General features: G+C 73.7%; 24 protein-coding genes and 1 tRNA gene. 14 read left to right on the plus strand and 11 right to left on the minus strand.

Annotated elements, in window-relative coordinates; genetic code table 11:
• Nucleotides 1-111: 111 nt before the first annotated feature.
• The 6 genes from BSZ37_RS15755 (at nucleotide 112) to BSZ37_RS15780 (ending at nucleotide 6,056) form a co-directional block, all read left to right on the plus strand.
• Nucleotides 112-1,671 carry an acyl-CoA dehydrogenase family protein gene (locus BSZ37_RS15755; RefSeq protein ID WP_143537689.1) on the plus strand — a complete coding sequence of 520 codons (1,560 nt, stop codon included), beginning with the start codon at nucleotides 112-114 and terminating at the stop codon, nucleotides 1,669-1,671.
• Nucleotides 1,668-2,177, plus strand: coding sequence for a DinB family protein (locus tag BSZ37_RS15760; RefSeq protein ID WP_095511474.1), 510 nt, complete (start codon nucleotides 1,668-1,670; stop codon nucleotides 2,175-2,177). The genes BSZ37_RS15755 and BSZ37_RS15760 overlap by 4 nt, the downstream gene beginning before the upstream one ends.
• A 96-nt stretch (nucleotides 2,178-2,273) precedes the next feature.
• On the plus strand, nucleotides 2,274-3,695 hold the full coding sequence (locus BSZ37_RS15765; RefSeq protein ID WP_095511475.1) for a TIGR01777 family oxidoreductase: 1,422 nt from the start codon (nucleotides 2,274-2,276) through the stop codon (nucleotides 3,693-3,695).
• Nucleotides 3,692-4,375 (plus strand): hypothetical protein, encoded by a 684-nt coding sequence (locus BSZ37_RS15770; protein WP_095511476.1) that lies wholly within the window; start codon nucleotides 3,692-3,694, stop codon nucleotides 4,373-4,375. The genes BSZ37_RS15765 and BSZ37_RS15770 overlap by 4 nt, the downstream gene beginning before the upstream one ends.
• The gene (locus tag BSZ37_RS15775; RefSeq protein WP_095511477.1) at nucleotides 4,372-5,622 is read left to right on the plus strand and encodes a protoporphyrinogen/coproporphyrinogen oxidase; all 1,251 of its coding nucleotides are present in this window, start codon (nucleotides 4,372-4,374) and stop codon (nucleotides 5,620-5,622) included. Before BSZ37_RS15770 ends, BSZ37_RS15775 begins: the two co-directional genes overlap by 4 nt.
• On the plus strand, nucleotides 5,622-6,056 hold the full coding sequence (locus BSZ37_RS15780; RefSeq protein ID WP_095511478.1) for a hypothetical protein: 435 nt from the start codon (nucleotides 5,622-5,624) through the stop codon (nucleotides 6,054-6,056). The genes BSZ37_RS15775 and BSZ37_RS15780 overlap by 1 nt, the downstream gene beginning before the upstream one ends.
• Before the next feature lie 93 nt (nucleotides 6,057-6,149).
• On the opposite strand, the gene lysM is transcribed toward BSZ37_RS15780, so the two are convergent.
• On the minus strand, nucleotides 6,150-6,617 hold the full coding sequence (gene lysM, locus BSZ37_RS15785; protein ID WP_095511479.1) for a peptidoglycan-binding protein LysM: 468 nt from the start codon (nucleotides 6,615-6,617) through the stop codon (nucleotides 6,150-6,152).
• Nucleotides 6,618-6,847: 230 nt separating this feature from the next.
• Between lysM and BSZ37_RS15790 the strand changes: the two genes are divergently transcribed.
• From BSZ37_RS15790 to BSZ37_RS15810, 5 genes are all read left to right on the plus strand, one after another.
• Complete coding sequence (locus BSZ37_RS15790; protein ID WP_095511480.1) at nucleotides 6,848-7,582, plus strand: hypothetical protein; 735 nt, start codon at nucleotides 6,848-6,850, stop codon at nucleotides 7,580-7,582.
• A gap of 115 nt (nucleotides 7,583-7,697) precedes the next feature.
• A complete protein-coding gene (gene aroB, locus BSZ37_RS15795) occupies nucleotides 7,698-8,798 on the plus strand; it encodes a 3-dehydroquinate synthase (protein ID WP_218830530.1) in 1,101 nt (366 codons plus the stop codon).
• 68 nt (nucleotides 8,799-8,866) lie between these two features.
• Nucleotides 8,867-8,940: transfer RNA gene (locus tag BSZ37_RS15800), tRNA-Met, on the plus strand.
• 75 nt (nucleotides 8,941-9,015) lie between these two features.
• Nucleotides 9,016-10,233, plus strand: coding sequence for a glycosyltransferase family 4 protein (locus BSZ37_RS15805; protein WP_179299684.1), 1,218 nt, complete (start codon nucleotides 9,016-9,018; stop codon nucleotides 10,231-10,233).
• A gap of 10 nt (nucleotides 10,234-10,243) precedes the next feature.
• A complete protein-coding gene (locus BSZ37_RS15810) occupies nucleotides 10,244-11,191 on the plus strand; it encodes an ion transporter (protein WP_095511483.1) in 948 nt (315 codons plus the stop codon).
• Nucleotides 11,192-11,219: 28 nt separating this feature from the next.
• On the opposite strand, the gene BSZ37_RS15815 is transcribed toward BSZ37_RS15810, so the two are convergent.
• From BSZ37_RS15815 to BSZ37_RS15855, 9 genes are read right to left on the minus strand one after another with little or no spacing between them, the layout of a single operon-like run.
• Nucleotides 11,220-11,564, minus strand: a complete 345-nt coding sequence (locus tag BSZ37_RS15815; RefSeq protein WP_095511484.1) for a DUF3140 domain-containing protein — start codon at nucleotides 11,562-11,564, stop codon at nucleotides 11,220-11,222.
• Between the two features lie 27 nt (nucleotides 11,565-11,591).
• A complete protein-coding gene (locus tag BSZ37_RS15820) occupies nucleotides 11,592-12,020 on the minus strand; it encodes a hypothetical protein (RefSeq protein ID WP_095511485.1) in 429 nt (142 codons plus the stop codon).
• A gap of 29 nt (nucleotides 12,021-12,049) precedes the next feature.
• Nucleotides 12,050-13,621 (minus strand): AMP-binding protein, encoded by a 1,572-nt coding sequence (locus BSZ37_RS15825; RefSeq protein ID WP_095511486.1) that lies wholly within the window; start codon nucleotides 13,619-13,621, stop codon nucleotides 12,050-12,052.
• Complete coding sequence (locus tag BSZ37_RS15830; protein ID WP_095511487.1) at nucleotides 13,618-14,607, minus strand: GNAT family N-acetyltransferase; 990 nt, start codon at nucleotides 14,605-14,607, stop codon at nucleotides 13,618-13,620. Before BSZ37_RS15830 ends, BSZ37_RS15825 begins: the two co-directional genes overlap by 4 nt.
• Nucleotides 14,604-16,037, minus strand: a complete 1,434-nt coding sequence (locus BSZ37_RS15835) for a diacylglycerol/polyprenol kinase family protein (protein WP_143537690.1) — start codon at nucleotides 16,035-16,037, stop codon at nucleotides 14,604-14,606. Before BSZ37_RS15835 ends, BSZ37_RS15830 begins: the two co-directional genes overlap by 4 nt.
• Nucleotides 16,034-17,098 carry a BtaA family protein gene (locus BSZ37_RS15840; RefSeq protein WP_095511489.1) on the minus strand — a complete coding sequence of 355 codons (1,065 nt, stop codon included), beginning with the start codon at nucleotides 17,096-17,098 and terminating at the stop codon, nucleotides 16,034-16,036. Before BSZ37_RS15840 ends, BSZ37_RS15835 begins: the two co-directional genes overlap by 4 nt.
• On the minus strand, nucleotides 17,095-17,769 hold the full coding sequence (locus BSZ37_RS15845; RefSeq protein WP_143537691.1) for a hypothetical protein: 675 nt from the start codon (nucleotides 17,767-17,769) through the stop codon (nucleotides 17,095-17,097). The genes BSZ37_RS15840 and BSZ37_RS15845 overlap by 4 nt, the downstream gene beginning before the upstream one ends.
• The gene (locus tag BSZ37_RS15850) at nucleotides 17,762-20,287 is read right to left on the minus strand and encodes a PEP/pyruvate-binding domain-containing protein (RefSeq protein ID WP_095511491.1); all 2,526 of its coding nucleotides are present in this window, start codon (nucleotides 20,285-20,287) and stop codon (nucleotides 17,762-17,764) included. Before BSZ37_RS15850 ends, BSZ37_RS15845 begins: the two co-directional genes overlap by 8 nt.
• Nucleotides 20,284-21,201, minus strand: a complete 918-nt coding sequence (locus BSZ37_RS15855) for a UbiA family prenyltransferase (protein WP_179299685.1) — start codon at nucleotides 21,199-21,201, stop codon at nucleotides 20,284-20,286. Before BSZ37_RS15855 ends, BSZ37_RS15850 begins: the two co-directional genes overlap by 4 nt.
• Before the next feature lie 96 nt (nucleotides 21,202-21,297).
• On the opposite strand from BSZ37_RS15855, the gene BSZ37_RS15860 reads away from it, so the two are divergent.
• The 3 genes from BSZ37_RS15860 (at nucleotide 21,298) to BSZ37_RS15870 (ending at nucleotide 25,075) form a co-directional block, all read left to right on the plus strand.
• Entirely contained in the window at nucleotides 21,298-22,104 is an 807-nt protein-coding gene (locus BSZ37_RS15860) for an N-formylglutamate amidohydrolase (protein WP_095511492.1), read from the plus strand.
• Nucleotides 22,101-23,963 carry a peptidase MATCAP family protein gene (locus tag BSZ37_RS15865; protein WP_095511493.1) on the plus strand — a complete coding sequence of 621 codons (1,863 nt, stop codon included), beginning with the start codon at nucleotides 22,101-22,103 and terminating at the stop codon, nucleotides 23,961-23,963. Before BSZ37_RS15860 ends, BSZ37_RS15865 begins: the two co-directional genes overlap by 4 nt.
• 71 nt (nucleotides 23,964-24,034) lie before the next feature.
• On the plus strand, nucleotides 24,035-25,075 hold the full coding sequence (locus BSZ37_RS15870) for a glutathione synthetase (RefSeq protein WP_095511494.1): 1,041 nt from the start codon (nucleotides 24,035-24,037) through the stop codon (nucleotides 25,073-25,075).
• A gap of 199 nt (nucleotides 25,076-25,274) precedes the next feature.
• Here BSZ37_RS15870 and BSZ37_RS15875 read toward each other — a convergent pair whose 3' ends face one another.
• Nucleotides 25,275-25,490 carry a hypothetical protein gene (locus BSZ37_RS15875; RefSeq protein ID WP_095511495.1) on the minus strand — a complete coding sequence of 72 codons (216 nt, stop codon included), beginning with the start codon at nucleotides 25,488-25,490 and terminating at the stop codon, nucleotides 25,275-25,277.
• Nucleotides 25,491-25,600: the final 110 nt, after the last annotated feature.

Below are 25,600 nucleotides of genomic sequence, written 5' to 3' on the forward strand. Positions count from 1 at the left end.
AAGCGGCGGCGGAGCGGAAGGTCTGTGACAGACGGACACGGACAACGGGGACCCCCCGGTGCAGGTCGTAAGTTTAGAGACTTCCAGTTCCGGCCTTCGATCCCCGGTCTTATGAGTGCCCTCCCCCTGCCCACCCTCGCCATGCCGCCGGCGGACACCGTCCAGCGCGCCCGGGAGTCGTTTTCCGACTTTATCGAGGCCTATCGCGACAAGCTCTCGCACCTCTTCGGCACCCGCCACGACCTCGACTCGGGCGGGACGGAGCGCGGCGTCGCGCCGTTCGTCATCCAGCGGTTCCGCGACGTCGACCCCCTGTCGGTGTACGTCCCCGAGCAGTATGGGGGCCGCGGCGGCACAATCGGGCATAGCCTGACCGTCCTGGAGGAGACGAGCTACCACTCCCTCCCACTGAGCCTCATCGTCGGGATCAACGGCGGTCTGTTCCTCCAGCCCGTGGCGAAGTACGCGACGGAGGAGGCCAAGCAGCACGTCCTCCCGTCGTACGTCCGCGACCGGAAGTTCGCCGGGCTCATGATCACCGAGCCCGACTACGGCTCGGAGGCGCTCTCCATGGAGACCGGCTGGCGGGAGACCGACCGCGGCACGATCCGGATCGAGGGGACGAAGCACTGGGCCGGCCTGACCGGCTGGGCCGACTACTGGCTCCTCACGGCCCGCCCCCGGACCTCGTCCGGCGGCCTCCGCCGCGACGTCGACTTCTTCATCGCCGACGCCAACCAGCCCGGCCAGCACGTCGAGGTCGAGGAGCTCTACCCGAACCTCGGGCTCAAGATGATCCCCTACGGCCGGAACCGCGTCGACGTCGAGGTCCCGCAGGCGGCCCGCCTCGAGCCCCACTCGACGGGTGTCAAGATGATGCTCGACACGCTCCACCGGAGCCGGCTCCAGATCCCGGGCATGGGCATGGGCTACCTCCGGCGGATCTTCGACGACGCGCTCGACCACGCCCGCGAGCGGTTCGTCGGCGGCAAGCCCCTCCTCGACTACGACCAGGTCCGGGCCCGCCTCGCGCGGCTCCAGTCGTTCGTGACCGGGACGGCCGCGATGTGCATGGAGACGGCCGGGACCGCCGGCGTCGACCGCGACCTGTTCGGCGACGGGCTCAAGGCGAACGCGTTCAAGACGGTCGTGACGGACTGGATGCAGGAGGCGGCGCAGTCGTTCCTCCAACTCATGGGGGCCCAGGGCTACCGCGAGGACCACCGCGCCGGCCGCGCCCTCGTCGACAGCCGCCCGTACCAGATCTTCGAGGGCTCGAACGACATCCTCTACCAGCAGGTGACCGAGGCGGTCGTGAAGGCCATGCGCCGGCTCAAGGAGGCCGACCTCGGGGCGTACCTCCGCGAGGAGCCGCTCACGGCCCGCGCCGCGGCCACCTTCGGCGACTCGCTCTCGTTCGACGTCGACTGGTCGATGCCGCAGCGGAAGCTCGTCGACCTCGGCCGCGCCATCTCGCGGATCGTGACGATGGAGATGACGATCGAGCTCGGCGAGCGCGGGTTCTCGTCGGAGCTCGTGTCGAACATGCTGGAGGAGACGCGCGCCGAGGTCCGGTCGATCCTCGAGACCTACCGCGGCCGCGGCCTCACGGGCGTCGTGGAGGGGGCCGGCGCGCCCGAGTGGCTGGCCCGCGTCCGCCCCGCGGGATGACCCACCGGCCCGAGCCGGGCGAGTTCGCCCCGTACTTCGGCCGCTACGTCGACCTCGCTCCCGAGGCCGACCTCGGCTACGCGCTCCGCCCGTCTCGGTTGGCCGCGTTCCTCCGCGACCTCGACCCGTCGCTCGGCGCCCGCCGGTACGCGCCCGACAAGTGGACGCTCGCGGGCGTCAGCCAGCACGTTATCGACACCGAGCGGATCTTCGCGGCCCGCGCCCTCCGCATCGCCCGCGGCGACTCGACGCCGTTGCCCGGCTTCGACGAAGTCGCCCTAGGCGCCGCGATGCCCCAGGACCGCCCGCTCGCCGCGCTGGCCGACGAGCTCGACGGCGTCCGCGCCTCGACCGTCAACCTGTTCGCGTCGCTCTCCGAGGCCGACCTCCTCCGCCTCGGGACCGTCAGCGGGCACGCCCTCAGCGCCCGCGCCGCCGGGTGGATCCTCGCCGGCCACGAGCGGCACCACGTCCGGGTCATCCGCGAGCGCTACCTGGGGACCTGACCGAGACCGCCTCGGCGGCACGCCGGGGCGGACCGCGGGAGGCACCTGAAGCGAGCGACGCGGGGACCCTCGCGCGGTGGTAGCGGTTGGCCCGGCATGCGCTACACGTCCTACCTCGACGTCCCCGTCCCGGCCGCCGAGCTGTTCCGCTGGCACGCGCGGCCCGGCGCCTTCGAGCGGCTCGCGCCGCCGTGGCAACCGGTGTCGCTCCGGGAACACGAGGGCATCCGCGATGGGGACCGCGCCGTGATCCGCCTCGGCACGACGCTCGTTGGGCTCGACTGGGTCGCCGAGCACCAGGGGTACTCCGAGGGGTGCCTCGACGGACACGGCGCGTGCCAGTTCGAGGACGTCCAGGTCGAGGGCCCGTTCGCGGCGTGGCACCACACGCACCGGATGCTGCCGTCCGAATCCGGCTCGGTGCTGGAGGACGACGTCGAGTACGAGCTCCCGCTCGGCGGGCTGGCCGAGGTCGCGGCCCCGTTCGGCGAGCGCCAGATCGAGCGGATGTTCGCCTACCGCCACCGCGTGACGCACGAGGACCTCCGCCGCCACGCCGAGGCGGACGCCCCACCGATGACGGTCGCCGTCACGGGCGCCTCCGGGCTCCTCGGATCCGCGCTCACGGCGTTCCTGCAGGGCGGCGGGCACACCGTCGTCCGGCTCGTCCGTCGCCGCGAGGACGCCGGGAGCCGGGGGCCGCAGGACGAGGCGGTCTACTGGAACGTCGAGGCGGGCGAGGTCGACCTCGACGCCCTCCGCCGCGCCGCGCCCGACGCCGTGGTCCACCTCGCGGGCGAGCCGATCACGGCGCTCAACGGGACGACCGGGGCACGCCGCCGCATCTGGGAGAGCCGGACGAAGGGGACGCAACTGCTCAGCCGCGCGCTCGCGGCGCTCGACCCCACGCCTCGCGTCCTCGTCTCGGCCTCCGCCAGCGGGTACTACGGCAGCCGCGGCGACACCGTCCTCCCAGAGTCCGCCGCGCCCGGCGAGGGGTTCTTGCCCGAGGTGTGCCGGGCGTGGGAGGCCTCGACGGCCGAGGCAGAGGCCGCTGGCATCCGGACTGTCCACGCCCGCATCGGGCTCGTGACGACGCCGAAGGGCGGGCTCCTCCAGCCGCTCGCGCCCGTCACTGCCCTCGGCCTCGGCGGCTGGCCCGGCGACGGCGACGCGTGGTGGCCCTGGATCGCCCTCGACGACGTGGTCTACGCCCTCCACCACGCACTCCTGGACGACGACCTGACCGGACCGATGAACCTCGCCGCGCCCGAGCCGGTCCGCACCCGCGACTTTATCCAGACGCTCGCGTCGGTCCAGAACCGGCCGGCCGTCGTCCGCGTCCCGGAAGAGTGGGTCCGGGCGCTCGGCGGCGAGCTCGCCCGGCGCGTCGCGCTCCAGAGCATCCGGATGGTGCCCCGCAAGCTTCTCGACCGCGGCTTCCGCTTCGCCACCCCCGACCTCGACGTCGCCCTGGGCCACCTCCTCGGCCGTCTCGACACCCACACGCTCCCATGATCCGCTCCCTCCTCCTTGCCGCGCTCGTCGCCGCCCCCGCCCTCGCTCAAGAGGAACCGCTCCGCGCTCGCCAGGACGGAACCATCGGCGATCCAACGCCGATGGTGACCGTCTACGCCGCAGATGAGGGCCTGTTCGAGACCGACCGCCAGTTCCGGGACGACCTCCGCGCGATCACGAACGTCGTCGCCACTGCGGCGCTTGTCCACGACGCGACCGGCGCGTACCCGACGACGACGTTCGGCCTCCTCGGCAGCCGTCCGGCCGACCGCACGCGCCTCCGCGGGATGCCGCTCTCAGACTTCACCGTCAGCCGCGATGGCGACGGCGTCGTCGTCCGGTACGTCCCGCTCCCCGTCGACCCGTACGTCCGTGAGGACCGCGTCGTCCGCGTGACGGTGACGCAGGACGCCGACGGCCTCTACAAAGGCGACTACGAGATCCTCCGCCAGGCCGACCCCGACGAGGGCGGCGAGCGGCTGCCGTACGACGTTGCCGGCCGCTACCGCGTCACGCGTGGCTATGGGACGGCCTGCGTCGACGTCGCGACGGTCCAGCAGCAGTTGGCGGCGGGGTCCTACGCGCCGGAGCCCGGCACGCTCGGTCCCGAACCGCTGACCACCCGCGTCCACCCCGTCGGGGACGACGAGCCGGTCTACTACGAGAACCCAGCCCGATGAGCGCTGAGGTCGTCGTCGTCGGGGCCGGGCTGGCCGGGCTGAACTGCGCGCGGACGCTCACCGCGTGGGGCGTCGAGGTCGTCGTGCTGGAGGCGTCGGATGCCGTGGGTGGGCGCATCCAGACGCACCGAGAGGACGGCTTTCTCATCGACCGCGGGTTCCAGGTCTACCTCACGGCCTACCCCGAGGGCCGGGCCGTGTTCGACCACGACGCGCTCCGCCTCGGCGCGTTCGACCCGGGCGCGTGGGTCTGGGTGGGCGGCGCGTTCCAGCACATCGGCGACCCGTTCCGCCAGCCGACGCAGGCGCTCCCGACGCTCGCCGCCGACGTGGGCACGCTGGCCGACAAGCTCCGCGTGCTCCGTCTCCGCCAGTCCGTCCTGTCCGGCTCGGCCGAGGACCTCTGGCGCCGACCCGAGCGGACGACCGAGGCGGCCCTCCGAGAGCGGTACGGGTTCTCGGAACGGATGGTCGACCGCTTTTTCCGCCCGTTCCTGGGCGGCGTGCTGCTGGACCCCGAGCTGACGGCGTCGAGCCGCGCGTTCGAGGTCTACTTCCGGCGGTTCTCGGAGGGCGCCGCCGCGCTCCCGGCCGGTGGGATGCAGGCGCTCCCCGAGCAGCTAGCCGCGGCCCTCCCCGACGGCACCGTCCGCCTCGGGGCCCGCGTGGACGGAGTCGCCCCGTACGAGGTGAGGACCGCAGAAGGCGAAGAGATCCGGGCGAAGGCTGTCCTCGTGGCGACTGACGCGCTCAGCGCGGGCGGACTCCTCGACCTCACACCACCCCGTACGAAAGGGACCGTCCAGATCGCCTGGGCCGCCGACGCGCCCCCCATCGACGCGCCGGTGCTGATGCTCGACGGCGAGGGCGGCGGACCGCTCAACAACGTCCAGGTCGTCAGCAGCGTCCAGCCGGCGTACGCCCCTCCGGGGCAGGCGCTGATCACGGGCAGCGTCCTCGGCGAGCCCAAGGCGGACGACGTCTCGCTGGACGTCGCCGCCCGTGCCCAGCTCCACCGCTGGTTTGGCCCTCAGGTCGGCGGCTGGCGGACGCTCCGCATCGACCGCGTACCGGACGCGCTCCCCGACCTCCCGTCGCTCGAACCGCCCGAGCGGCCCGCCCGTCTCCGCGACGGCCTCTACGTCACGGGCGACTGGCGGAGGAACGGGTCGATCAACGGTGCGCTCGCCGCGGGCCGCCACGCCGCCGAGGCCGTTCTCCGGGACTTCGGCCACGACGCGCCCTGATGCCGGCGGTCTTCCTCGTCCACCTCGGGGCGACGCTCCTCATGGTGGGCGTCATCTGGATGGTCCAGGTCGTCCACTACCCGCTCTTCGCGGGCGTCGGCGCTGAGGGGTGGGCGGCGTACGAGGCGGCGCACCAGTCGCGGATCACGCTCGTCGTCGGGCCCCTGATGGTGGCGGAGTTGGTGACGGCCGTGTGGCTCGTGCTCGACCGGCCGGCCGCGTTGCCGGCCTGGGCCGTCGTGCTCGGCGCCGCCCTCGTCGGCGTGATCTGGGCCTCGACGGCGTTCTTGCAGGTCCCGCTCCACAGCGCCCTCGGCGGCGCGTTCGACGCCGACGTGCACGCCCGGCTCGTCGCCACGAACTGGATCCGGACCGCGACGTGGACCGCGCGCGGCGGCCTCGTCCTGTGGATGACGTCCCGGCTCGCGGCCTGAGTCCCTCCGCCTCGACGCCGAGGCGGGCCGAAACGGAGAACGCCCCGCCGGACAGGGCCAGCGGGGCGCGCGATCGGGAGACCGGGACCGGCGCTAGGCGGCCGGAATCCGGATCTGCTGGCCCGGGTAGATCTTGTCTGGGTCGCCGATGACCTCGCGGTTGGCCTCGAAGATCTTGTTGTAGGCGTTGGCGTCACCGTAGTGCTCCTTCGCGATCTTCGACAGCGTGTCGCCACTCTGGATGGTGTAGTAGCGGCTGGCCGCCGGGGCCGAGGCGGTCGCGGCGCCGGCCGTCTGGGCGCTCGAGACCCGCATGCCATCGTCGCTGACGCTCGTGACGCCCTTGACGTTGCCGGCGATGAGCGCCGCCTTCTCCTTGGCCGCGACGCTCTTGGCCGTGCCCTGGAGGGTCACCTTGCCGTTGTCGAAGCGGACGCCGAGGCCCGAGACGTTGTCACCGAGCGCCCGCTCGATCTCTTTCTTGATCTCTTCGGCCTCATTGCCGGACTTGCCGCCGAAGAGGTCTTTGCCGGCGTCTTTCAGAAAATCGAGGAGTCCCATGATGAGGGGAAGGGTTGGTGAGGGGAAGCGCAGGGTGCGCGGGGTGCCACGATCCACCGGAGCCCCCAGTTCCGCGACGGACGGATGGTCTCCGAACGGTCACCGTCTCTGCCTGGCAACACGCGGACGCGGCGGCACTCAGACGAGACAATCGTTCGCACCAAATCGTGAGGGCCGATGGCACGGCAGGGACATTCAGGAAGGGGTGCGCTCAGCCCTCCACGTCCCCGATGCGCACCCTCCTCTCCCTCGCGGGCCCGCTCCTGATGCTCGGTCTCCTCCTCGGCGGCTGCGACTCCGTCGGCCTCGACGACGCCGGCCCCTGTCCCTCCTGCGCGACCGACTCGGAGCCGTCGGGGGACCCCACCGGTCCGGACGGTGGGAACGACGGCACCGGCGATGACGGCGCGGACGGCGACTCAAACGATGGGAGCACCGGCGGTTCCGATGACGACTCGGGCGGAGAGGCCGACGACGGGAGCGGCCCCGGTGGCTCGACCGACGACTTCATCCCGGTCGACCCACGCCAGACCTACACGCTCACCTGGAAAGACGACGCGATCGACGCGCCCGCGGTCCGCCTCGCCGACTACGGTGTGGCCCCGGGCGACGTCGTCTGCGGCCAGGCCGTCGGCGACTTCTATACGGAGCCGGGGGTTCTCGCCAGTTCGCGCGGCTATCCGCAGATGACTGCCATCTTCAGCTCCGACGCGTCGCTCCTGCCGTCGGACCAGCGCGTCCGCGTGAAGGGCGCGGTCGACACGGCCGACGACGTGCCGACGCTCGCGACGGCCATCGACGGGCTCGACACGGACGTGGCCGAGGACTTCGACGCGACGAGCGGCTGCGTAACCGTCCCCGACGGTGCCCGCTACGTCTTCCTCGCCCCGTACGATGCCTACTACGGCGACAACACCGACGCTCACCCCAGCGGACAGCCGTTCGGCCTCCTCCTGAAAAAGTAGGGACGGCACACGCCCGGCGATGCGGGGGCGACGGGCGACCGTCGTCCCCGCTCGTCGTTTCGGGACGCGCAGCGACGGCCGTGCCGATCTTCGGGGCATCGCCTCCCCCCTGCCTGTGTCGCCGCCCGCTGTCCACGTCGCCCTCTCCGAGGGCCGGAGCTACGCCGTCCACTTCGAGCCGCTCGCGACGGCCCCGATGCACCTCCGCGAGGCCGGCCTGAGCGGCCCCCTCGCGCTCGTCGTCACCGACGAGACCGTCGGCCCGCTCCACCTCGGCGCGCTCGCCGACGCCCTCCGCGCCGACGGCTGGACGGTCGAGGCCACGGCCGTGCCAGCCGGCGAAGGCTCAAAGTCGCTCGACCAACTGTCGGCGCTCCACGACTGGGCGCTCGGGTTGGGGATCGACCGCCAGACGCCGCTGCTCGCGCTCGGCGGCGGCGTCGTGGGCGACCTCGCCGGGTTCGCCGCCGCGACGCTCCTCCGCGGGATCCCGCTTGTCCACCTCCCCACGACGACGATCTCGCAGGTGGACAGCGCCATCGGCGGGAAGACGGGGATCAACCACGCGACGGGCAAGAACCTCGTCGGCGCGTTCCACCAGCCGCGGCTCGTCCTCGCGGATCCGGCCACGCTCGACACGCTCGACGAACGGGCCTTCCGGAGCGGGCTCGCGGAGGCCGTCAAGCACGCGCTGATCTCCGACCCCGCCCTGGCCGACCGCCTCGACCGCGAGTGGGACACGCTCGTCGCCCGCCAGCCCGACGTGCTCGCCCCGCTCCTCCGCGACGCCGCCGCCGTCAAGGCCCGCGTGATCGAGGCCGACGAGCGAGAGGCCGGCGAACGCGCGTTCCTCAACTTCGGGCACACGTTCGGGCACGCGCTCGAGAAGGAGGCCGGCTACGGGACGCTCACGCACGGCGAGGCCGTCGCGCTCGGGATGCGCGCCGCGTTGCATCTGTCCGAGTCCCTCCGCCTCGGGCAGGTCGCCGAGGCCCTCGGCCCGTTCGCCGAGGCCGACCGGCTCGTCGCCCGCCTCGACCCGCCGGCTCCGACGTTGGCGATCGACGCACTGATGGCCGCGACCGAGGCCGACAAGAAGCGGACGGCGGCGGGCGTGCGGTACGTCGTCCTCGACGCCGTCGGCCGGCCGCGGCTGGCCGCCGACGTGGACGACGCGCTGCTCCGGGCCGCGTGGCGGTACGCGCTCAGCGCGTGAGGGCCGCCGACGTTCCCAAAACCTTGGATTGTCGCGTCGCGGGCGCCCGGCGTATCCTGCGGGTCCTCGGCGTGGTAGCTCAGCTGGTTAGAGCGCACGACTCATAATCGTGAGGTCGAGAGTTCAAGTCTCTCCCACGCCACCGATGCCCCCCGGCCCCCGCGCCCGGCCCGCCGCCGGGCGCGCGTCGTTTGGGCCCGCCCTGCCGGCCAGCCCCATGCGGATCTACCTCCACGACTACGGCGGCCACGCCTTCTTGGTCGGCCTCGCGCGGCATCTCGCGCGGCGCGGGCACGCGGTCCGCTACTCGTTCTCGGCGACGAACGAGGCCCCGCAGGGCGACCTCGCGCCCCGCGGCGACGACCCCGAGACGTTCTCACTCGACCCCGTCGTCACGGACCCGGTCGACAAGCGGGCACGATCGCTGGCGGGGCTCGTGAAGCGGCGCCAGGCGGAGGCCCGGTTCGGCCGCGCTGCCGCCGCGCACGTCCGCGCGTGGGACGCCGACGTGGTCGTCGCGGCCAACTGCGGGCTCGACACCCTCGCCGCGCTCCAGGGGGCCGCCCGGGCCGAGGGCGTCGCGTTCGTGAACTGGCTCCAGGACGTCTGGTCGGTCGGCACGCGGGCCGTGCTCCACAAGCGGTTCGGCGTCGTGGGCGACCTCGCCGGCCGGTGGATGGAGCGGCGAGAGGGCCGGCTGCTCCGGGAGGCCGACGCCGTCGTCGGCATCACCGACGGGTTCCGGCCCCTCCTTGACCTCTGGCGGGTGCCGGCGGAGCGCGTGACGATCCTCGAGAACTGGGCGCCGCTCGCCGACCTCCCCCAGCGCCCGCGCGACAACGCGTGGGCCGAGGCGCACGGCCTCGTCGGCCACTCCGTCGTGCTGTACTCCGGGACGCTCGGGATGAAGCACGACCCGGCCGGCCTCGCCCGCCTCGGGGAGCGGCTCGCCGAGGCGGACCCGGAAGCCCGGCTCGTCGTCGTGTCGTCGGGCGAGGGCGCCGACTGGCTGGCGGCGCGCACGGCCGAGCGCGGGCTCACGAACCTCGTCGTCCTCCCCTTCCAGCCCTTCGAAGCGTTCCCCGACGTGCTCGGGGCGGCCGACGTGTTCGTGGCCGTGCTGGAGCCCGAGGCGAGCGCCGTGTCGGTCCCGTCGAAGGTGCTCGCCTACCTCTGCGCCGGCCGCCCGGCCGTGCTGTCGGTCCCGCCCGACAACCTCGCCGCGCAGATCGTGATGCGGGAGGAGGCCGGCGTGGTCGTCCCCCCCGGCGATGCCGACGCGCTCGCCGACGCCGTCCTCGCCCTCCTGGACGAGGACACCCGAAGTGGGCGGATGGGCGCCGCGGGCCGGGCCTACGCCGAGCGCGCGTTCGACCTCGACGCCATCGCCGACCGGTTCGAGGCCGTCCTGACGGGCGCGCTCGCAGGCCGGTAGATTGCCGGCGATGCCCGCCGCCCTCGACCCCGACCGCCCGACTCCCGAGGGCTTTCGCCCCGCCGGCCGAGGCCTCCGGCGCCGCCTGTTCGAGATCGTCTTCCACGCCGACGACCCGGCGGGCAAGGCGTTCGACGTCGTCCTGATCGCGGCCATCGTCGCGAGCGTGCTCGTGGTCATGCTCGAGAGCGTGACGGCGATCCAGGGGCGCTACGCCCGCGCGCTCCTCGTCGCGGAGTGGTTCTTCACCGTCCTGTTCACGATCGAGTACGTGATCCGGCTGAGCGTGCTCGAGAACCCGACCCGTTACGCCCGGAGCTTCTTCGGCGTCGTCGACCTCCTGGCGATCCTCCCGACGTACATCAGCCTGTTCGTGCCCGGGGCGCAGGTGCTCCTCACGGTCCGGATCCTCCGCGCGCTCCGGGTCTTCCGGGTGCTCAAGCTGGCGAACTACCTCGATGAGGCCAACACGCTGAGCCGGGCCCTGGCGGCCAGCCGGCGGAAGATCTTCGTCTTCATCTTCGTCGTGCTGACGGTCGTGACCGTCACCGGCTCGCTGATGTACCTCATCGAGGGCGGGGAGAACGGGTTCACCTCGATCCCGAAGAGCGTCTACTGGGCCGTCGTGACCGTCTCGACGATCGGCTTCGGCGACATCACGCCGCAGACGCCGCTGGGCCAGTTCCTGTCGGCCGTCCTCGCCGTCGTCGGCTACGGCATCATCGCCGTCCCGACGGGGATCGTGACCGTCGAGCTCGGGCGGGAGCAGGCGGAGCAGCGGGCCCGGGATCTCACAGCGAGGGCGATGGCGGAGGTCCAGCTCGCGCGGTGCCCGAAGTGCGGCCTCGGGGAGCACGACGACGACGCCCGCTTCTGCAAGTGGTGCGGCGAGGAGATCGTCGTGGAAGCCCGCCCTCTCGGCCCCGCTGCAGCAGCCCCGTCCACGGCGCCGGCATGACCCGGCCCGCCTCGGTGCCGAGGCGGAGCTAGCAGTCCTGCTCCTTGCAGGGGTCGTGGCCCCAGTTCATCAGCGAGTAGCGCCAGTTGCTCTCCTTCACGTCGGACTCGGGGCCCTGCGCCGTGTGGCGCTTGATATAGCCGACCACCTTCTGCATGTGGTCGAGGTCGCTCTCCGTCAGGTCGTCCTTCGTCGTCCGTTTGATCTCCACGATCCTCCGGCCCGAGCGGTGGCCCGTCGACTCCCCCGAGCCCGAGTCGCCGACGCGCTTCGAGTCCTCGGTCTCGAGCCACTCTTCCAGCTCCTTCGGCTCCATGTTGACGTGCGCGCGGAACGCGTCGTAGGTCTCCTGTCGGTCGTCGGTCCAGTCCATCGGGTGCGAGGGCAAGGTGCCCGCCCGCTACCGAACGCCTGGGGCCGCGTTCCGAGCGGGCGACGCGTTCGGGGCCTCCCCGAGTGCGCGCCGCGCCGTCACCTCGTCCCGCCACGCCCGCGTGAGGAACGTGTAGTCGAGGGCCTCCGCGGCGTCGCCGAGGTCGCCGACGGCCTGGAAGCCGAGGTCGACGGGCGACACGAACCGGCCGGGCGCACTCGAAAAATCGAGGACGCGGGCGCGGCCGAGCCCCTGGCGGTACTCGCCCCAGAGCTGCCCAAGCACGCAGGCCTCGCCGTCCGACAGGTGGAGCGAGCCGGGATCCACGCGGTCGGCCCAACCAGGGTCGCGGTCGTCGAGGAGCGCGGCGCCGCGAGCGGCACGGGCGCGGGCTGCGTCGAGGGTGAGGGCGGCGAGGCGACGCGCGCGGCGGCGCTGGCGGAGGCGTCCGAGCATGACGACGGCAGGGGTGCGGTGGCGGGAGTCTACGCCGGAGCGCGCGCGATCGTGCCCTCGAGGCGCTTACAGAGCGCCCCTAGATCCACCTTCGCGTTGTGCCGGCGGTCGACCGGCAGCGCGTCGACCGAAACGACGGCGTCGATCGCGGCCCACGGGACGGCCTCCGCCAGCCCGTCGGGCACGGCGCCCTCGACCGCCACGACGCGCTGGCCGTCGATCTCCACGAACGCGGCCCGGGCGTCCAGCCGCGTGCGGAGCGCGGCCTCGACTTGGAGCGGGTACACGACGCTCCCCTCGCGGCGAGACACGGCGGCGCACCTCCCGAGGAGCCACAGCCGGCCGTCGGCGTCGAGCCGGCCGGCATCGCCCGTCCGATGCCAGCGGCGGCCCGCCACGTCGACCTTCGTCTCGGCGTCGCCCTCGCCATCGAGGTAGCCCGGCACCACGTGGTCGCCCGCGACCACGATCTCGCCGACGGCGCCCGGCCCGAGGGACCTCGCCTCCCACTCCGCCTCGGTGAACGGCCCGAGCGGCTCGCCCCACCGGTCCGGCACGATCCGGAGGTCGACGGCCGCCACGGGTGGGCCGGCCGGGAGCCCCTCCCCCGCCGCCACGCGCCGGAGGTCGGCCTCGGACGGCGCGGCGACGTGCGCGATGGGCTCGGCCTCGGTCGACCCGTACACGCCGACGGCCTCCCCCACGAGCGCACCGAGGCGGGCGAGGAGGTCGGGGAAGACGGGCGCCCCGCCGGTGTCGACGCGGCGGAGCTGACGGAGCGCATCGGCCTCGGGGTGAGCGAGGAGCCGCTCGAAAAAGGCCGGGCTGGCGACGCACCGCGTGACGCCCTCGGCACGCATCTGACGGAGCACGCGGCTCGCGTCGACGGCACCGGGCCGGCGGAGGTCGGCGTCGGCCAAGACGGTTGTGACGCCGGAGGCGAGCGTGGCGAGGACGACGACCGGCAGCGTGGCCAGGTCGACGTCGTCGGGCTGGAGGTCGAGGGCGTCGGTGAGCGCGGCGTGCTGGGCGCCGAGGAGGCCGTGCGTGCGGACCGCCGCCTTGGGACGGCCCGTCGTGCCGGACGTGAACGTGAGGAGGGCCGGCGCGTCGCGGCCGACGTCGGCGACGGGCACGGGCGGTCCGCCCTCCCACCGCTCCGCCAACGGCGCCCATCCGCCGACGACGAACCGCGTCGGGATCCGCCGGACGCTCGCGGCCAGGAGCCGCAGCAGGTGGGCTTTCGGCGTGCCGACGAATGCCTGCGGTCTCACCCGCCCGACCGCCTCCGCCAAACGCTCGCGCCCGGCCCCAGGGTCGACGATCACCGCGACGGCGCCCACGCGGAAGACCGCCGCGAGCACCGCATAGAGCGCCGACGACACCGGCACGAGCACGAGTACGCGGTCGCCCCGTCCGACCCCCGCGGCCGTGAGGCGGCCGGCCCCGGCGGCGGCCTGGCGGTCGAGATCGGCGAACGTGGTGACGCGGCGGTGCCGGCCCCGGCCTTCGACGATCGCGGGGGCCTCGGGCCGAGCCTCAGCCTGCGACTGGAACCTCTCGACGACGTTGGTTCCGCCGTCGCGGGCCGCGGTCGTCACAGCTCCCGCCCAAGCAGGGCGTAGCGCCGGATCGGCCGCCCGAGACGTCGGCTGATCCGGACCGAGTCGTTCGCCGTGTGCATCAGCGCGTGGATCGCCGACCGGAACCCTTTCGCGCGGGCGGCCTCTTGCACGGCCCGGACGAGCGTCCCACCGAGCCCCCGTCCCCGGGCCTCGGGCGCCACTGCGAGCGTCTTGACGATGATCGTCTCGACGGCCTCGCCACGGGCGGCCTGCGCGCCATCCGGGAACGCCAGCACGACGCCGACGGGCCAGCCCTCCGCCTCCGCGATGAGGACGAGGTCCGGGTCGACGCGCGCCACGAGCGGCCGGTAGAGCGCGAGGAAGCGGGCGACGTCGAGCGGCGCGTAGTACGGGTTCTCGGCGAACGCCTCGAGGAGCAGCGGGTGGAGCGCGCGGAGCTCGGCCTCGGCCTCCTCCGCGCGAAACGGCCGGAGCGTCACGCCTCCCTCCACCAGCGTGTCCACCTCGGCGCCGAGGCGGGCCGACTCGTCAGGCAGCGCGTCGACACGCGACGAGAGGTAGCGGGCGACGGGCGCGAAGCCGACGGCCCCGAACGCGGCGGCGACGACAGGCGGCGGCCACGGCTCGAGCGCGAACGGCGGCGACGGCTCTCCCCCGCCGGGCGCCGCGTCCGTCACGACGCGGTACCCGAACCACGTCGACCCGTCGATCGGCCCGACCACGTGGCCGACGCCCTCCGCTCGAAGCCGGTCGAGCGCCGCCTCCAGGAGCACGACCCCGTCCGCCTCGGTCGCCCAGTCGACGTGTCCAACCCGGCCGATCCGGACGTTCTCGCCGTCGATGTGGAGGGGCTCGGTCCACCACAGCGCGCACGACGCGACGACCGTCTCGTCGCTCACGAGGCCGAGCACGTCGTCGGGCCGCGTCAGCGCGTACGCGGAGGGGTCCGGCGTTCCATCGAGGCCGGCGAGGTCGAGCCGTGCGTAGACGCCGGCGGTCATGGCACGAGAAACGAGAGCAGGCCGAGCGCGCTCAGCGGGCCCACGATGCTCGCGCGGTAGACCCGGCCCTCGAACTCCGTCGAGTCGCGGTCGATCGGCCCCCTCCAGCGGACGAGGATGAGCGAGGCGGCGGCCGTCACGACGAGCGCGAGCGCGACGTAGGCGCCGGTCAGGAGGAGCGGACGGAGTGGGGCCATCGGCCCGCCCGGGGCGGTGCCCGCGAAGTGATCCGCCCCGACGCGAAGCCACAGGACGAGGAGAACGGGCCCGACCGCGACGAGCGTCGCCCGCCACGCGGCCCGCCACGCGAGCTGGCCCGCGGTCCAGTTCGGCCGGGCCACCGCCATCCGCTCGACGCCGAGGAACGCGAAGGTCGCGCCCCACGCGAGAGCGTACGGAAACAGGAGGTCGAGATCGAGCGCGCTCGCCGCGATGAGCCAGAGGACGCCGACCGACGACACGCTGAACACGTTGTGCGCCGTGTGCGGCCGGCGCTTCGGGTCGTGCGGGAGCCCGTCGGCCTCCCGGGCGGCGGGCCAGACGCGTGCGTAGAGGAGGTAGACGAGCGCGGGCGGGATGAGCCACGCCGTCCCGCCGAGCGCCCACACGAGGTAGCCGATGAGCGCCGCCCCGAACACGCCCGCCCCGCCGACCGTCGTCTCCCGCCTCAGCACGGCCGCCACGCTGACGAGCAGGAGCAGCACCACGAAGTGGCCCGCCAGCAGCGTCGCCGGGAACGTCAGGAGTCGGACGAGCACGGCGTACGTCCCGAGCGGGACGAACAGGTTGTCGAGCCCGCCCCACGACACGGCCTCGACGATCGTCGCCAGGATGGCCACGATGGCCGAGATCCACAGAGCCTCGGCCCGGCCGACCGGTGTGAACAGGAGCAACGGCACGTGGACGCAGAGGAAGGCCACGAACGCGAACGCGACCGACCCCTCGAGGCTCTTCTTCCCGTCGACCGTTGCGTACGGCGAGAGCCCGTGCCGCGCGCCCGTCAGCGCCGCCGCCGGGTCCGCCAGCCCGAGCATGAGGATCGCGATGGCGTAGAGGACCGGCGAGTCGGCCGTCAGGAGGTACAGCGCGCACACGGCGATCGGGTAGCACACGTCGCCGACCGACTGGCGGCCGACCTCGTGGATCACCCCGCCGACGCCATCCCGCAGCGCCGGGACGAACCGGACGGCGAGCATCGCCCCGACGGCGAGCGCCGCCAGGAGGATCACGGGCCACGCGGCGTCGAACAGCCACGGGAGCGCGAGCATGACGGCGCTCATCGCCACGTGGAGCCCCTTCCGCGCGCCCTCAGCCGACAGCTTCCGCCGGAGCTGGGCCTGCCGGAGCGAGACGAGCGCGAGCCCCAGCGCGCCCATCACCGCCAGGATCGCCGCCCACGCGGGCAGCACGGCTGGGGTCAGGTCGCTCACCGGACCTCGTGGACGTGGAACGCCGTGTAGAACGGGGCCTTGTCGACGGCGTGGAGCCGGTCCGCGAGCGCGTTGAGGCGGACGAGGCGGCCGTCGAGGGGGGGTCCCGGCCGGCGGTCGGCGAGGACGCTCCAGTGGGCGAGCCGCGCGCCGGGCGTGCCCGCCTCGGCGACCCGGGCAAAGAGGGCGTCGGCGTCCGCAGGCGGGAGGTACTCGAACACGTCCGACAGGTTGAACTGGGAGAACGGCGCGTCGCCGAGCACGGCCTCGAGGGGGCCGACGTGCCACGAGAGCCGGTCGAGCCGGTCGCGGATGGCCTCGAAGTGCTCGGCGCGAAGGTAGCGTGGGAGCGCGTCCCCGTGCGTCCCCGTCAGGACCCACTGGAGGTAAGGGTTCTGGGCCGGATCCGTCGCCGTCACGGCTTCGCGGACGCGTCCGAGCAGCCGGTCGGCCGCGCTCCCCTCGACCTGCGAGAACGCCGTCGGGTAGCGCGCCTTGCCGAGCACGGCCCGCGACGTGGCGACGCGGAAGAGGAGCCGCCAACGCCACGTGTCCCAATGCGCCTCGTACCACTGCCGACGGTCGGCGACGGTCGGGGCCCCGCTGAGCAGATGGCGGACGCGGAGGCGCGGGTGGGCCAGCGGGAGGATCCGGCGGCGGAACAGGCGGAAGTAGCGTTCGAACGTCCCGCCCGTGCCGATCCCAGCAGCGACCACCCCGACGTGCGCATCCCAGAACCGGCGGGCGTGGTCGTCGAGGGCCGGGCGGCATCGAGCATACAGGGGCCCCCGACGGTCGCTCGCACGGGAGCCGACCAGTTCCAGCACCTCGCCGTGCTCCAGTGAGCGGAACGCGGCGACGCGAAGGGCGAGGCAGGCGGTCTGCGCCGGGTTGAGATCGACGGCGACGACGGCGGCCGGGTCGTCCGCCAGCAGCGCGAGCGCGTTGTCGCCGGCCGAACAGATCGACAGGACGCGGTCGCCGGGGCCGACGTCGAGCGCCTCGGCGAGCACGTCGGCGTCCTCCCACACCTGCGCGTAGCGGATGGTCGGATCGGTCATGGCTCGGGGATCGGGGGGACGTCGTTGACGAAGAGCCCGACGCCTCGGTCGTGGACCGGCGCCGCCAACCGGTCGAGCCCCCGCGCGAACGGGACGAGGGCGAGGTGGCCCAGAACGAGTCGGCGACTCAGTGCGAGCGTCGCCCCGTCCGTCCGCCGGGCGTAGTCGGCCGCCCGCGCCGCCGACAGCCGAGCCGATTCGAGGAGGTGGATCGTGAGCGCCCGCCGACGGCCCACCGCGCGCTCGCGCCTCCGCTCCTCTGCGATCCGTGCGCTCAATCGGTCACTGACCGACGCCAGGGCCTCACCACGCGTGATCGCGAGGAGGATCGCGCCGATGGATCTCGTGTCCCCCACACCGGCACGTGGAGAGGCGATCTGAGAGGGCCCCGTGTGATCCTCCGCTCCGCTCAGGATGACCGGAGGAATGGGGCGGTGAGCGGGAGGGGCGACGGCCATGTCCACCAGCTCGGCCCGGAGGACCGGGACCGGGTGGCGCGCGGCGTCTCGGTCGAGGAGCCACGCGGCCGGCAGGAGCGCCCGCTCGGCCGCGACGAGGGCCCGCGAGAGGAGGTCGGCCCGGAGTCCACCGCGGCGGCGGTAGCCGGCGCGGCGTGCGCGGTTGAGTCGGATCGCGTCGCGCAGGTGCTCGGTGAGGCCGGCGTCACTCATCGATCCGCTCGACTCGGCCCGTGGCGCCGTCGAGGCGGACGCGGTCACCGTCGCGGAGCCACTCCGTCACGCCCGGCACTGCGACGGCCGCCGGAATGCCGAGCTCTCGGGCGACGATCGCCGAGTGCGACAGGAGGCTCCCCCGCTCGACCACGAGCCCCGCGCACGCCGGAAAGAGCAGGACCCAGCCCGGGTCCGTCCGCTCAGCGACGAGGATCGTCCCCGGCGCCAGCTCCACCCCGCGCGGATCCCGGACCACCCGGACTCGGCCCTCGACCACGCCCGCGCAGCACCCGAGGCCGGTGCGGACGGCGCCCGACTCGGGCTCGGCAGGAGCTGGCCTGTCGGGCACCAGTTCCGACGTCGCGACCGGGCCGCGCGTCGTGAACCGGTCCGGCGGCGCCGACCCGTCGCGGTAGCCCTCGAACTCGACGCGGCGGACGGCCGCGAGGCCGCCGACGTCGAGCGACGCCGCCGTCCCGCGGGCGAGGCCGAGGAGCTCCTCGATCTCCAGCCAGAACACGTCGCGCGCACCGTCGAGATGGCCGGCCTCGGTGAGGCGCTGGCCCATGGCGAGGACGAGCCGCCGGGCGCGGCCGAACACGCGGGTCCGCTCGAAGCGGAGGTTTTCTCGGTCGCGGACCCGGTCGCGGGCGTTCCGAAGGAGCACGCCGAACAGGAGACGGCGGAGCGGGTGGCCGCGGAGGGCGTCGGAGGCGCGGGCCTCCGCCTCGGCCCGCTGGCGGACCGCGTCGGAGCCGGGCTCCCGGGCGTCGCCATCGGCGATCCGCACGGCGCGAGCGCCGACCGAGCGGTACAGCGGCGTCGGGTCGTCGGCGAGCGTCGGGCTCTCCAGCTTGAGCTCTTCGAGGCAGCGGTCGCCAAAACGCGCGACGTAGGCCGCCACGTCGGCAGCCATCGTGGGGCGGTCGGCGAGGCCGGACTCGACCGCTGCACGATCGGCGGCGAGCAGCATCTCGACCCAGGCCGGGTCGGCCGCCGCCTCACGCGCCATCGCCTCGACGCACCGGGCGGGCTCGGCCGAGATCACGTCGCCGTCCCCTGCGAGCAGCCCGCCCAGCGCTCCCGGACCGATCCACCGTTCGGCGGCCCGCTGCGCCAGCCCGAACCAGATCATGGCGAAGAAGTCGTTCACGAGCGGTGCGTCCCACCGCCGCAGGAGGGTCCGGTCGAGGGTCGCGTACGCCTCGGCGAGCGCGTCGAGGCCCATGCCGTCCGTCGTCGCGCCGTGCCGGCGGAGCGCGTCGTCGACGCGCCAGAGAAAGTCGCGGCGCATCCGGGGGAGGCGGACGTGCGCGGCGACGAGGCCGAGGACGGTTCTCGCCAGCGCGAACGCGTCGGCGATCCGCCCGGCCGACGGGGGCTCGGGTCGGAGGCCGTCCGGGATCCCGTCGCGAACGCCCATCATCCCTTCCATCAGCCCCGCGTTGAGCCGGTATCCGGGCAGCAGCGCGAGCACGCGGTACCACGAGCCGAGGTTGTAGTAGACCCGGCCTCGGATCAGCCCGATCATCTGCTCGAATGTCTCCGCCTCCGCCTCCACGCGCGACTCAGGGACCTTCAGGATCCGGCAGAACTCGCGGTACACGGCCGCGTAGGCGCGGCGCGCGAACGAGTACGTCAGCGGCGTCGTGACGCCGGCGTAGCTCTCGACGATGTTCGCGTTGTCCCACAACCGGATCCGCCCATCAGATTGCGCGGGGAGAGCGGTGACCGGGCGGGCCTGGAGGAGCCACAGCTCACCGTCGGCGATCGCCCACTCGACGTCCTGCGGGCCGCCCATCGCGTCGGCCGCGCTCCGGGCGAGGGCCGCGATGCGGCGGGCATCGATGTCCGAGAGGACCGGACCGGACTCGTCGACCGACACCTCCGCGACGCCCTCCCCCGCCCTGGCGTCGAACCGGTCGGCCACCTTCTGGACGCCGGGCGTCCGGGCGCGGACCTCGCCGTCGGCTCCGAGGCGGAGGGTCTCGGCCTCGGCGCGGCCGTCAACCAGGGCGGAGCCGAGGCCCCACGCGGCCGAGATCACGACGACGTCGGCGTCGCCCGTCACGGGGTCGGCGCTGAACGCCACGCCGGAGACGTCGGCGTCGACGATCTGTTGGATGAGGACGGCCGGCGGTCGGGTCGACCCGTCGAGCCCCCGCGCCGCGCGGTAGGCCCGGACGCGCTCGCCGTCGCCCGACCGGCGGACGTCGCGGACGCGCTCGGCCACGCGCTCCGGCGGGACGAACAGGAACGAGTCGAGCGCCCCCGCGAAGGCGTGCGCCGCCCCGTCTTCGTCGGCGGCTGACGAGCGGACCGCCACAAACGGCGGATGGGCCAGCCGCCCCAACGACTCGGCGACGGCCGCGTCCACGTCGTCGGCGTCGGGCGGGACGACGGCCAGCGGCGGGACGGGGAAGCCGAGGTCGAGGAGGCGGGCCAGGGCCATGCCCTTCCCCCCCCACGTGGCGCGGTCAGGGGCGGCGTCCGTCTGGAGATCGGGGGCGCTCATGCGATCCACAACGCGACGGGGCCGATGAGGGTGTACAGGCCGAGCGTCCAGATGCCCGCGGCCGTTTCGAGCACGCGACCGCGACCGGGCCGGTCCGCCCACAACGCCCCGACGCCGACGGCGACGACGAGCGCCGCGGCCCCGCCCAGCCCGACGCCGAGGCCGCCCGCCTCGGGGATGGAGTCGAGGACCATCAGCCCGCACACCAGCGAGCCGGCGACGGCCGCGGCCCACGCCAGCAGCGCCCGCTTCCGCCCCCACGCCGCGCTGTACGTCTCGACGCCCCGCCGCTCGTCGGCCGACGCCCACACCTTCCGCCCGACCTCGATCACGGTCCCCCCGAACAGGCTCACCCCGATGAGCCAGCCGACGCCGGCCGGGAACGCCGCGTCGTTGCCGAACACGTCGCACGACACGGAAAAAAAGTCGACGAGCGGGACGATCGGTGCGTGGGTCGCGAGCGTCGCGAGGGGCCGCTCGCGGAGCCAGTCGCGGGCGCCGAACTCAACGGTCATGAGCGCGCCGAAGCCCCAGACGCCGGCCAGCACGCCCAGCAGACGCACGTCGAGCCACGCCGCGAGGGCGACCTGCACGGCGGCGACCGCCAGGGCCGCACCGACCAGTTCGCGGAGCGTGACGAGACCGCGCGGAACGGGGCGCTCGGGCCGGTAGAGTCTGTCCTCCTCGGCGTCCTTCCACTCGTCGGCCACGCGGAGCTGAAAGAAGACGCCGAGCGCGACGACGGAGGCCACGACCACGGCCGGCCAGCCGGGGCCGTCGGCACCGCGCAGGGCGGCGGAGGCGCAGGCCACGCCGCCGGCGAACGCCACCACGACCGGCCCGTGGGCCAGCGGTGGGAAGCGCTCCTGGAGGTACGTCCACGCGCAGCGGACGGGCGGGACGGCGGGGGTCATGGCGGAGACGAGTGTACGCGGCAGGCGCCGCCGGCACATGGGGCAATCGAACCAGGCGACCCGGGCCGCGTACCCCAGAGGCCCCTCTCCCCTCGCATGTCTGACGCCTTCTCGATCACCGCCGGGCCGGGCCCGCTCGTCGCCGCCGCCGTCCACGACGGCCACGGCATCCATCCCGAGACGCTCCCGCACATCGCGCTCCCCGAGGCGGAACGGCTCCGCGAGGAGGACCCGTTCACGGGCCGCCTCACCGACGTCGCCCCGACGCGCGTCGTCGGGCGGCGATCGCGGTTCGAGGTCGACCTCAACCGGCCCCGCGAGGGTGCGCTCTACCGAACGCCCGACGACGCGTGGGGCCTCGACGTGTGGCACGACGGCGTGCCCGACCCCGTCGCCGAGCGGTCGTTGGCGCTCTACGACGACTTCTATCGGGCTGTCGAAAAGCTTCTCGCCATGAAGATCGAGGAGTACGGCTCGGTCGTCGTCTACGACCTCCACTCGTACAACCACCGCCGCGAGGGACCCGACGGCCCGCGAGCGGATCCCGAAGGCAACCCCGAGGTCAACGTCGGGACCGGCTCGCTCGACCGCCTCCGCTGGGGCCCGCTGGTCGACCGGTTCATGGCCGACCTCCGCGACGGCGCCGCCGAGGCGGGCCTCGCCGACCTCGACGTGCGCGAGAACGTCAAATTCCAGGGCGGCCACTTTTCGCGGTGGGTCCACGACACGTTCGGCAACGCGGCGTGCGTGCTGGCGGTCGAGTTCAAGAAGACGTTCATGGACGAGTGGTCCGGGCAGGTCGACGAGCCCCACCTCGGGCGGCTCCGGGAGGCCCTCGCCCACACGGTCCCCGGTGCCCTGGAGGAACGGAAGGCCGCCACGCCGGAGCCCGCAGCGCGGTGAGCCCCGAGGCCCTCGGCCGCGCCATCCGCGACGGGCTCCAGTCCGGCGAGCCCGTCCGGCTCGACCTCGACGACGGGACCGTGTTCGTGGACCACGCCGTGCCGCTCCTCGCCGTCCACCGTTGTCCGGGCGAGGCGACCGGCGACCCCGCGCTCGACGCCCGCGCCGCCTGCGCCGAGGCCCACCAGCTCGTCACGACGCAGCCGGCGTACGTCATCACATCGGACCCCGACGCCGAGGCGGCCCGCGCCGCCATCCGCGCCGTCGCGGAGGCCCTGACGGACGCCGTGGGACGGCTCCTCGTGGTCGAGATCTGGTCCCCGCTCGACGCGCCCGAGGCCGGCGCCGTCGACCCGTTCGACCGCGCGCCGGGCTTCACGATCTACACCGACGAGCGCGCCCCGAGCTCCGAGACCATCGACGCCCTCTGCGACGCGCTCTCCGGGATCGAGGAGGCTGGCCAGGGCGCCGATGTGTCACACGTCTCGACGTCCGAGGTCGCGCCCCCGGGCCTCCCCCCCCTCGGCCTCGACGGGCTCGTGGGGCTGGCCGTCGACGCCGTGTTCCACAACGCGCGCGACGGCGAGTTCTACCCGCGCGTGCTGGCGCGCCTCCGCGAGGCCGTGGCGCCAGCGCTCCGCGAGGCGGCCGTCGTCGCGGGCCGGGCCGCGCCGGCGACGCTCGCCCGCCAGTCCCTCGAACCCGCCGCCGAGGCCGTCGACCGCGGCCTCTCGGCCGTCGCCGAGTCGTTCGGGTTCCTCCTCCAGATCACGCCCGTCAACGCCGACGCGGCCTGGGACGAGTTCCACGGCGGCGGGTGCGAGCGGTCGCCCGAGCTCCTGTACCGCCCGCTCACGTTCGACCCCGACGCCGCGCGCCGCCAGCTGTTCGACTTGCCGCTGGAGGACGTCGAGGACCCGGTCGTCGCCGGCATTCTCCGCGAGTGCCGTGACGAGATCGAAGGGCAGATCCGGATGATCCTCGACGTGGGCACCCCGCAGTTTCTGCCCAACAGCCTGCGCCTGTACGGCGCGCCCGACCGCGACCTGGTCGACCTCGCCCACGACCTCATCGAGGCGCTCGATGCCCTGCCCGCTGCGACGCGGGGCGAGGAGGTCGTCGGAGCGACGGCGTTCGCAGCCCGCGCGCGGGCCCAACTCGAGGCCTACCACGCGATCTCGGAGCACATGCCCCAGGCGGTCTCCATCCGGGAGGACATCACGGGCAGCCTCATGGTCTCACGCGGATGCCTCCTCATCGGCACCCACGCACAGGTGCCGGCGGCTCGCGTCGAGGCGCTGCTCGCGCACGAGGTCGGCACGCACGTGCTGACGTACGCGAACGGGGCCGCGCATCCCCTCGAGCAGCTCCGCCACGGGCTGGCCGGCTACGAGGATCTGCAGGAAGGACTCGCCGTGTTCGCCGAGTGGCTCGTCGGCGGCCTCACGCCGGGCCGGTTCCGGACGCTCGCCGCGCGGGTGATCGGTGCCCGCGCCCTCGTCGACGGCGCCGACTTCGTCGAGACGTTCCGGCTGCTCCGCGAGGCGGCCGGCCTCAGCGACCGCGGCGCGTTCGGCGTCACGGTCCGCCTCTACCGGGGCGGCGGGCTGACGAAGGACATGGTGTACCTCCGTGGCCTCCGGGACCTGTTGCGGCACCTCGGCGACGGTGGGCCGTTCTGGTCCCTCTTCATCGGCAAGATCGCGCTCCGGCACCTCGACGCCGTCGCCGACCTCCGCGCCCGCGGCGTCCTCTCCGCCCCTCCCCTCCGCCCCCTCCACGCCGACGCCCCGGCCACGACGGCGTGCCTCGACCGCGCCCGCGCCGGCCTCTCGGTCCTCGACCTGCTGGACGGATAAGGGATTCGGGACAGGGCATGCGGCTCCTCCGCTCCTGTCCCTCTCTCGTCCCGCTCCCCGATCTCTCCCCCATGCGAATCGCCTTCCTCATCAACTCCTTCGAGACCGAGAAGGACGTCTACACCACCACGCGGCTCGCGCTGGCGGCCCACAAGGCCGGCCACGACGTGCTGTACCTCTCGGTCGAGGACTTCGTCTGCGAGCCCGACGAGACGCTCCGGGTCCGCGTCCGCCGGCCAGGCGGGACGTACAAGACGATCCGCACCCTCTGGAAGGGGGTCCACGAGGACGGCGAGGAGGAGCGGATCCCGATCGAGGAGATCGACGCGCTCCTGCTCCGCAACGACCCCGCCGACGACGCCGGCGAGCGGCCGTGGGCCCAGTCGGCCGGGATCGTGTTCGGGCAGATGGCGGCCCGGCGCGGCGTGATCGTGCTGAACGACCCCGAGGGGCTGGCAAAGGCCGTCAACAAGGTGTACTTCCAGCGCTTCCCGCCGTCGGTCCGCCCCAAGACCCTCGTCACGCGGCACGCCGACGACGTCCGCCGGTTCATCGACGACCACGGCGGCGACGCGATCGTCAAGCCGTTCCAGGGCTCGGGCGGCGAGGGCGTCTTCGTCGTCCGCCAGGGCGACCACGCCAACCTCAACCAGATCATCGACGCCGTGTGCCAGAACGGCTACATGGTGGTCCAGGAGTTCCTCGAGGCCGCCGCGGGCGCCGACACCCGGATGTTCCTCCTCAACGGCGAGCCGCTCCAGCGCGACGGCGTCTACGCCGCGCTCCGGCGGGTCGGGGCCGAGGGCGACATCCGGAGCAACATCTCCGCGGGCGGGAGCACCGAGCAGGCGGCCGTCGGCGAGCGCGAACTCGAGATCGCCGAGCTCGTCCGCCCCCAGCTCGTGCAGGACGGGATGTTCATGGTGGGGCTCGACATCGCGGGCGGCGTCCTCCTCGAGGTCAACGTGTTCAGCCCGGGTGGCCTCGGCGGCATCGAGGAGACGACCGGCGTCGACTTCGCCCCGGACGTGATCGAGGCGGTCGCCCGGAAGGTCGCAGCGCGCAAGCAATACCGGCAGCACTTCTCGAACCGGACGCTGGCGACGCTCTAGCGCGTTCCCCCAGGCGAGACCAAAAGGGACCGGCCCGCCCCCGCGACACGGATTGGGGACGGGCCGGTCACTGTTTGGAGCCCGCATGCGCGGGAGACTCCCAGCCACGGCGGTTGCCGCACTCCCAGGGTATGGCATCCGACGGACCTCCCCATGGCCGCGGCCGGCCATTCGACTAGTGCCTCAGTACTATCGACGGTCAGTCCCGTCGGAACCGCATCCGGTCGCGCGGGCGGACACGGCCCCACGCCTCGCCCCCGACGGTCACGTCGCACCAGCCGGCGCCAGGCTCGGGCTCGCCGACCTCGACCGCCTCGGGCTCGCCGCCGAGGTGGCGGGCCACGGCGTCGGCCTCAGAGCGGGCGCGGACGAAGGTGGCGGGCTGGTCGTGGGGCTCGACTTCGAACTGGGGCATGGCAGAAGGTAGCGGGCGCTCGGGAGGGGCCGGGAGCGGAAACGCTTCCGAACCCGGACCGTATCTAGGGACAGCCCGGAATGAGGTGCCGGCGCGACCCGGCGCCCCGT

The organism is Rubrivirga marina (genome assembly GCF_002283365.1).
Lineage (GTDB): Bacteria > Bacteroidota > Rhodothermia > Rhodothermales > Rubricoccaceae > Rubrivirga > Rubrivirga marina.